Annotated in this window: 7 protein-coding genes and 1 pseudogene; 4 read left to right on the top strand and 4 right to left on the bottom strand. The window is 53.1% G+C overall.

The window, feature by feature from the left end; genetic code table 11:
• Positions 1-52: 52 nt before the first annotated feature.
• Positions 53-1,431 (top strand): IS3 family transposase gene (locus VI01_RS25465; RefSeq protein ID WP_156149392.1). Its coding sequence is split into 2 segments (ribosomal slippage): positions 53-521 and positions 521-1,431, totalling 1,380 coding nucleotides; the frame shifts between segments, so codons are not numbered across the junction.
• A 60-nt stretch (positions 1,432-1,491) separates the two neighbouring features.
• Here the strand turns inward: VI01_RS25465 and VI01_RS21105 are convergent.
• A pseudogene (locus VI01_RS21105) lies at positions 1,492-2,803 on the bottom strand (iron-containing alcohol dehydrogenase).
• Between the two features lie 125 nt (positions 2,804-2,928).
• Between VI01_RS21105 and gntT the strand changes: the two are divergent.
• The gene (gntT, locus tag VI01_RS21100) at positions 2,929-4,245 is read left to right on the top strand and encodes a gluconate transporter (RefSeq protein ID WP_045816524.1); all 1,317 of its coding nucleotides are present in this window, start codon (positions 2,929-2,931) and stop codon (positions 4,243-4,245) included.
• Positions 4,246-4,292: 47 nt separating this feature from the next.
• Here gntT and VI01_RS21095 read toward each other — a convergent pair whose 3' ends face one another.
• The 3 genes from VI01_RS21095 to VI01_RS25070 all read right to left on the bottom strand — a co-directional run bounded on the left by VI01_RS21095 (position 4,293) and on the right by VI01_RS25070 (position 6,298).
• The gene (locus tag VI01_RS21095) at positions 4,293-5,375 is read right to left on the bottom strand and encodes a malate/lactate/ureidoglycolate dehydrogenase (RefSeq protein WP_045816523.1); all 1,083 of its coding nucleotides are present in this window, start codon (positions 5,373-5,375) and stop codon (positions 4,293-4,295) included.
• Between the two features lie 108 nt (positions 5,376-5,483).
• Positions 5,484-5,729, bottom strand: coding sequence for a hypothetical protein (locus tag VI01_RS21090; RefSeq protein WP_008103719.1), 246 nt, complete (start codon positions 5,727-5,729; stop codon positions 5,484-5,486).
• Positions 5,730-6,103: 374 nt separating this feature from the next.
• Positions 6,104-6,298, bottom strand: coding sequence for a hypothetical protein (locus VI01_RS25070; RefSeq protein ID WP_231638571.1), 195 nt, complete (start codon positions 6,296-6,298; stop codon positions 6,104-6,106).
• A gap of 430 nt (positions 6,299-6,728) precedes the next feature.
• Here VI01_RS25070 and pagP point away from each other — a divergent pair, with 430 nt between their 5' ends.
• Together pagP and cspE are read left to right on the top strand one after the other, a co-directional pair.
• On the top strand, positions 6,729-7,250 hold the full coding sequence (pagP, locus tag VI01_RS21085; protein ID WP_082082082.1) for a lipid IV(A) palmitoyltransferase PagP: 522 nt from the start codon (positions 6,729-6,731) through the stop codon (positions 7,248-7,250).
• A gap of 150 nt (positions 7,251-7,400) precedes the next feature.
• Complete coding sequence (gene cspE / locus VI01_RS21080) at positions 7,401-7,610, top strand: transcription antiterminator/RNA stability regulator CspE (RefSeq protein WP_034829024.1); 210 nt, start codon at positions 7,401-7,403, stop codon at positions 7,608-7,610.
• The last annotated feature ends 11 nt before the right edge of the window (positions 7,611-7,621 follow it).

The raw sequence follows: 7,621 nt of genomic DNA, 5'->3' as shown, positions 1-7,621 counted from the left end.
GAAGTGAACCCCGAAAGTTGGACACCATTCCAACGAGTAGGGGGGAACTACAATGAGCAGTCGTAAGCATTCACCGGAATTTAAAAAACAGGCCGTTCTGCATCTTCTCACCAGCGGGGACGGCTCCCGTAAAACGTCTAAACTTTTTGGCGTGAACGCCGGCCTGCTCTGCCGCTGGGCTGAACTGTGGAAAGCCACAGGCGACAGCGCTTTCAGCAAGCCTGCAAAAAAGCAAAGCTTCACACCCGAATTTAAAGAATCAGTCATCCTGCATATGTGGCAGAACAACGCCTCTGCACGCAAAACGGCCCCTCACTTTGGCATTCGTAATCCCGGCATCCTGAGCCAGTGGGAGAAACTTTATCTCGAGGGAGGTATCATGGCACTTCACCGCAAAACAACGCCGAGGTGTCCCGTGTCAGGAAAGAAAAAAACGCCGGATAATCAGGTTACCGCACCGCATCGCGTCTTTCGCTCTCAGGAAGAAGAGCTGGAATATCTGCGTGCGGAGGTGGCCTATCTAAAAAAGCTTCAGGAGTTGAGGCAGGCCGAAAAGAACCGGAAACCTTAATCAAAACCCGAATAGTGGACGCGCTGTGCCAGCGCTTCAGTCTGGCCGTGCTGCTTGATATTGCCGGGCTTGCCCGCAGCACCTTTTACTATCAGCGTAAACTTCTGCGCAATCCGGTGGACAGGCACGCCAGCGTGAAGGAACGGATAACCGGGCTTTTTCACTATCACAAGGGCCGCTATGGCTACCGCCGCATTACGGCTGCGCTGCGTAATGACGGGATGGCGCTGAACCATAAAACGGTCAGGAAACTGATGCGGGAACTGAAGCTGGCATCGAACCTGAGGCCCCGGAAATACCAGTCCTGGAAGGGCCCCTGCGGACACCTCAGCGCTAACGTTCTGCAGAGAAACTTCCAGGCCAGCGAACCGAACCAGAAATGGGTCAGTGACGTGACGGAGTTCGGCCTGGGAGGAGGGAAAGTCTATCTGTCCCCATTGATGGACCTGTTTAACCGGGAAATCGTGGCGTGGAATCTGAGCACGAAGCCGGACTTTGGCCTGGTGGCCGGGATGCTGGATGATGGGCTGAGGCAGTTGAATAAAGATGAACATCCGGTGCTGCACACAGACCGCGGCTGGCAGTATCAGCACAGCCAGTGGAAGATGAAGCTGAGCGCGCACGGTGTGATAAGAAGCATGTCGCGGCCCGGCAACTGTCTTGATAATGCGGCGATGGAGAGCTTCTTCGGGTTACTGAAGACGGAGTGCTGGCATCACGAAAAGTACAGTGACGTCGATGAGTTAAAGGAAGCGATAGGAATCTGGATAAACTATTACAACTACGAACGGATCAAGACGGGGTTAGGTGGACTGAGTCCGGTACAATACCGAACTCAGTACCAACAGGCGATGCTGTAACTGTCCAGGTTAAGGGGTTCACTTCATTTGGCGCGCCCGCACCGTTTAAATCAACCAATGTTATGCAACGTGCCAGGCCGCAGTAATCATCTCGGTGAGGGTGGGGGCATCGTAACTGACCCAGCCGTTTTTACTGTTGGCGCGCGCGACAATCCAGTCAACGTCGGTGGCGCTCAAGGTCGGCCCATCCTGCCAGAACGGCACAATCGCATGCTGCTGCAACCAGGCTTTGAGCGCCAGCGCGGGCGGCGCCGGATCGTCCGGTAACAATGCTTGTCCCAGCTGTGTCATCAAACGCTGCTGTTCAGCGTGTTCGGTTTCCGCCAGCACATCGAGGAACGGGAACAGTAAACGTCCACACACTTCTCCGTGATGGAAAGGTTTGATAGCGCCCAGTTCACCGGCAATCCCATGAATCACGCCCAATCCCGCACTGCTCAGGCATACGCCGCCCAGCCAGGAAGCCATCATCATCGCTTCTCGCGCTTCATCACCTTGCGCATCGTTACGATTCAGGTTTGGCCACGCCTGAAAGAACAGCCGCAGCCCATTCAGCGCCGTTTGTTGGGTAAACAGATTGCCTTTGCGCGACAGATACGCTTCAAACAGATGGGTAAAGGCATCAATGGCGCAGGTTGCCAGTACGCTATCTGGCGTGCCCTTGAGTAAATCGGCATCCAGAATGGCCACCTGTGGCACAAACACCGGATGGCGCAGCGACGCTTTCACCTGAATATGCTGCTGATCGGTCACCACGGCGTTTTGCGTCGCCTCACTGCCCGTTCCCGCTGTGGTGGGAATGGCGATCAGCGGCAGAGTGATCGCCTGAACCGGCGTATCGCCCACTTTCTCCAGGTAGCGTGCGGTGTGCAGCGGATGCTGCATCATGGCGCTGAAGGCTTTGGCGGCATCCAGCACGCTGCCGCCGCCGATCGCCACTACGCGATCCACATGACCGCGCCAGCGATTGACCCAGGCATCGATTTCATCAGGCGAGGCTTCATGGCTGACAATCTCATAGCCCAGAATCTGGTCATTGAGTGCCGCACCGAGTCTCTGCCAGGCGGGACCGTTAAGGAAAGATCGGCCACAAAACAGCAATGTCGGTTGGGGATGGGCAGCCAGCAGTGGCAATAAGCGGTCAATGCTGCCACGTCCAAACAGGGTTTGTTGATTACTGTACAACTCGATCAGATTCTCACTCACCTGCAGATCCTTTTTTGAAGGGCATAAAGACCTTAGTGTAACCAAAAGCGGTGACGCCCCCGCTGCAAACATTCTGATAACTGCCTGGCAAAAAGTTGATCACCTTCGCAAAACAGAAATTCCCCCCGCGCGGCTGATGCTTTGTGCGCAATGTTACCCTTAACATGATACCCGTAACATTGTGCGGCAGACCGCGTGCCTCTCAGCGATGTCACCGAATCGACTGTCCTTTGGGATAAACAAAACAAACCGCTGCCGACATGCTGTCGTGCGCAAAAGTGGAGAAAAATTATGCCATTACTCTATGTGGCGATTGGCGTAGCCTTACTGCTGCTGTTAATGATTCGCTTCAAGCTGAACGGATTCATTGCGCTGATCCTGGTCGCGCTGGCGGTGGGTATGATGCAGGGCATGCCCGTCAACAAAGTGATTGGATCGATCAAAACCGGCGTGGGCGGCACGCTGGGTAGCCTGGCGCTGATCATGGGCTTCGGCGCGATGCTGGGGAAACTGCTGGCCGACTGCGGCGGTGCCCAGCGTATTGCCACCACGCTGATTGCTAAATTTGGTCAAAAACACATTCAGTGGGCGCTGGTCTTAACCGGATTCACGGTGGGCTTCGCCCTGTTCTATGAAGTGGGCTTTGTGTTGATGCTGCCGCTGGTGTTCAGCATCGCGGCGTCGGCGCGTGTGCCGCTGTTGTACGTCGGCGTGCCGATGGCTGCGGCACTGTCGGTGACGCACGGTTTCCTGCCTCCGCATCCGGGTCCAACGGCGATTGCGACGCTGTTCAACGCCGATATGGGTAAAACGCTGCTGTATGGCACGCTGCTGGGTATTCCGACCGTGATTCTGGCGGGCCCGGTGTATGCGCGCTTCCTGAAAGGCATCGACAAACCGATCCCGGAAGGTTTGTGGAACCCAAAAACCTTTACCGAAGCAGAAATGCCGGGCTTTGGCGTCAGCGTCTGGACGGCGTTAGTGCCGGTAGTACTGATGGCCTTGCGTGCCGTCGCGGAGATGGTGTTGCCGAAAGGGCATCTATTGTTGCCGTATGCGGAGTTCTTTGGTGACCCGATTATGGCAACGCTGATTGCGGTACTGATCGCCATCTTCACCTTTGGTCTGAACCGTGGACGGAGTATGGATGAAGTGATGGGCACCATCACCGACTCGATCAAAATCATCGCCATGATGCTGTTGATCATTGGCGGCGGCGGGGCGTTCAAGCAGGTGCTGGTGGACAGCGGCGTCGATAAATACATCGCGAGTATGATGCATGAGACCAATGTATCGCCGATCTTTATGGCGTGGTCTATCGCGGCGGTGTTGCGTATCGCATTGGGTTCAGCCACCGTAGCGGCGATTACCGCCGGCGGGATCGTTGCGCCACTGATTGCTACCAGCGGTGCCAGCCCGGAACTGATGGTGATTGCCGTGGGTTCCGGCAGCGTGATCTTCTCTCACGTCAACGATCCGGGCTTCTGGCTGTTCAAGGAGTACTTCAACCTGACCATTGGCGAAACTATTCGCTCCTGGTCCGCGCTGGAAACCATTATTTCGGTGTGTGGTTTGGTCGGCTGTTTGCTGCTGGCTAACGTTATCTGACGGAATTCAGCTGAGGCGATGTGCCTCAGCTTCTTCACTGCTGCGGTCTACTGCGCCAGCGCGCGGAAGGCCGACAGCTCTTCATCGGGCATGCCCGCTTGTAATGCCGCTGCACAAATCTGTTCCCAGCTGTTGCTGTCGAGCGGAATCCCCTCACGATCGCGTTCGGTACGATTCTGTTCTTCCCATTCACCCGGCACCTGAATCGGTGCATCGCCGCTTTGTGGCGAGCGTTTTACCCATTCGAGGAACGATTCTGCTTCTTCCTGCATCGCAGGGGCATCAAACGCTTCGGGATTGACGATGATAGTGGTCATGCAGTTGAAAATGGCGTCATGGCTGCTGACCAGCGTGGCATCGTGCGTGGTGCGGCCGCCGGAGAGCGCACCGCCAAGAATTTCGCACATCGTGGCCAGCGCATAACCTTTGTGCAGGCCAAACGGCATCAGCGAGCCATAAGGTGCCTGATGCATCACGCCGGGCTCGGTGGTGGGCTGCCCCTGATGATCGATCAGATAACCGGGCGCGACCTGTTGCCCTTTGTTCCATGCCACGCGCGTTTTGCCGTAGGCAATGCCGCTGGTGGCGAAATCGAGCAGCAGCGGTTTGGCATTTTGGCGCGGGAAGATGGCACAGAACGGGTTAGTACCAAAACGGCGGTCGCTGCCGTTAAAGGGCGCAACCATCGGATCGCCCATCACGTTGACGAAATGGAAAGAGACGAATCCCGCCGCTGCGCACTGTTCCGCCCAATGACCGATACGACCAATATGGTGGGAATGGTGTAAGCCGACCGCAGCGATGCCCAGCTTCGCTGCCCGCTCAATACCCAACTGCATCGCCTGATGTGCAGCCACCTGACCAAAGCCGTTATGACCGTGCAGGGTGAGCACCGCACCGGCATCCTTTTCAATGGTGGTGTGCTGGTTCAGTTGCAGGAAGCCCTGCTTCAGTGAACTCATATAGCTCGGGATCATTCCCACGCCATGGGAATCGTGACCGGCCAGATTGGCGGCCACCAGATGGTCAGCCACTAAACGTGACTCTTCGGCGCTGCTGCCGGCATGTAACCAAATGGCCTGAACAAATTGATGGAGCTGGGAAGGGGGAAGTCGGTAAAGGGTACTCACGCGGTAAATCTCCTTGTCATCTTCGATATTGCATCCTGCGCTTAAAACTATCATTACCGCAAGTGAGGGTTATCAAAAGCAAAGGGCCACAATCTGTGGCCCAAAACCTCAATGCGGCTGTTCAAAGCCCGCTTTTACCATCTGGTCGCGCAACGCGCGGGTAATTTCACGGTTCCCACCCGTGACCGGATAAATGACATTGTTGACGACATCGTCAAGGTAATGCTCTTCAAACTCTTGCATGGTGAGTTGGGTGCCACCTTCATCATTGATGGCAATGCTGCCACTGATGTGGTTGCCGTAATCCTTTGCCTTCAGGCTGTAACGCCCCATGCTGGTATTAATCGTGCTCATATGATCTCCTTGTTACGTAGGCAGTGATAACAATTGAGGCCTGCTAGAGGCGCTGTAAGTTTAGACAGCACAGGCTGGCGGTGCGCGGCGGGAGAGGGGGCTAAAATTGCGACATGCGACCCGTCTCGCAGAAATAAAACTGAAGGCAAGGCAACGCTCATCACGATGCGTGACAGTGCTCGCACTGCACAGCGAACACAGAATGATCATCTATACTGGATAACAGGCGCGTTATTTTTCATCACTGAAGGAGCGAACAATGAAAATAATTCTGTGGATTATTGCCATCATTTTTATTGTGGGATTACTGACGATTACGGGTGTATTTAAACTGATTTTCTGACACGAACAGGCACCCGAGGTGCCTGAATTCGTTATTCTGCCCGGGACGCGGCAAATTCGCTAAAAGTTAGCATTGCCGGAATAAGGTCACGCCAGTCAATGGGTTTATCGCAACCCGCGCAACGCGCACCGTGGTGAGGATTATTTCTCTCCTCTTCCACTTTCGGCAATGTGAAATAAAATTTAGCGCAGCCGCAGCGTCGACAGCGAATCGTCATTTCAATCATCCTCCCTCTCCGTCCTGGAAAGATGAGATTTATCTTATTGGCCTGCAGAGTTCAATTCATAAATTTAATTAATTTATTCCTGATGTAAACGATCGGCGTTAAGTTGCTGAAAATTAAGTTATATAGTGGAGTGATTGTCACGCATCAAGTGCACTTAATGTGCATTTTTCCTGACGACACAGATATTTCTTTCCACAGATAAACCACAACCTAATCTAAATCATCGGAAAATAATGTTGTAACACAGATAATACCTGGAGTTTTTAGCCGCTTTTTTAAATATCCTTTTAACTCGTTGCGCTAATAATTGCCCACTCAACAAATGCGTTTTTTTAACAGGGTGGGGCGAATTTAAGAGATGATTTAATAGGATTTTTTTGTGAATCGGCACATTTTCTCCGCACTTTTAGGCGGAATTTTGACGTTACCCATGACGTTTTCGGCATCAGCAGCCACGACATCACAAGCCATTGAAGCGGGATGGAATACATTGAGTACTAATGTTGAGCAAACCTGGTCGCAGCCACAGCATCATGACTTTTATCTGCCCGCTATCACCTGGCATAACCGCTGGACCTATGATGACGAGCATATCGAAAAGTACAACGAGCGGCCGTGGGGCGCAGGTGGCGGTGTATCTCGTTGGGATGAGAAAGGCAACTGGCATGGGCTGTATGCCATGGTGTTCAAAGACTCGTTCAACAAATGGGAGCCAATCGCCGGCTATGGCTGGGAAGCGACCTGGCGGCCATTGAACGATCAGAATTTCCACATCGGTGCAGGCTACACCGCGGGCGTAACGGCGAGAGATAACTGGCGTTATATCCCGGTTCCACTGGTTTTGCCATTAGCATCAATAGGATATGGTCCAGCCACATTCCAAATGACTTATATTCCAGGGACTTATAATAACGGCAATGTCTATTTTGCCTGGCTGAGATTCCAGTTTTAGCGGGTGAAATGCGTCAAAAAGTGTGAAGGGGATGCAAAAAATCAATATTTATCACTTTTTCATCAATTCTCACTGGACAAATGTCACCGCAATTGCTGTACTAGATGCCGACACAGTTTAGTGTCCATTTTTCATGTAAAGGTAATATAGATGTCCAAGATCAAAGGTAACGTTAAGTGGTTTAATGAGTCGAAAGGCTTCGGTTTCATTACTCCAGAAGATGGCAGCAAAGATGTATTCGTACACTTCTCTGCAATCATGAGCAATGGTTTCAAAACTCTGGCTGAAGGTCAGCGTGTAGAGTTCGAAATCACTGACGGCGCTAAAGGCCCATCTGCTGCTAACGTTATCGCTCTGTAAGTTAACAGTTA

Source organism: Pantoea sp. SM3, assembly GCF_000963995.1.
Taxonomy (GTDB): domain Bacteria; phylum Pseudomonadota; class Gammaproteobacteria; order Enterobacterales; family Enterobacteriaceae; genus Pantoea; species Pantoea rwandensis_B.
Note: the sequence above shows the minus strand (reverse complement) of the source record. Positions and strands in the feature narration are given on the sequence as shown.

What these genes read in the sequence shown, in the direction of transcription:
- pagP (WP_082082082.1), top strand. Translation starts at nt 6,729, where the DNA reads ATGACGTTTTCGGCATCAGCAGCCACGACATCACAAGCCATTGAAGCG.
- VI01_RS21090 (WP_008103719.1), bottom strand. Translation starts at nt 5,729, where the DNA reads ATGAGCACGATTAATACCAGCATGGGGCGTTACAGCCTGAAGGCAAAG.
- gntT (WP_045816524.1), top strand. Translation starts at nt 2,929, where the DNA reads ATGCCATTACTCTATGTGGCGATTGGCGTAGCCTTACTGCTGCTGTTA.
- cspE (WP_034829024.1), top strand. Translation starts at nt 7,401, where the DNA reads ATGTCCAAGATCAAAGGTAACGTTAAGTGGTTTAATGAGTCGAAAGGC.
- VI01_RS25070 (WP_231638571.1), bottom strand. Translation starts at nt 6,298, where the DNA reads ATGATTGAAATGACGATTCGCTGTCGACGCTGCGGCTGCGCTAAATTT.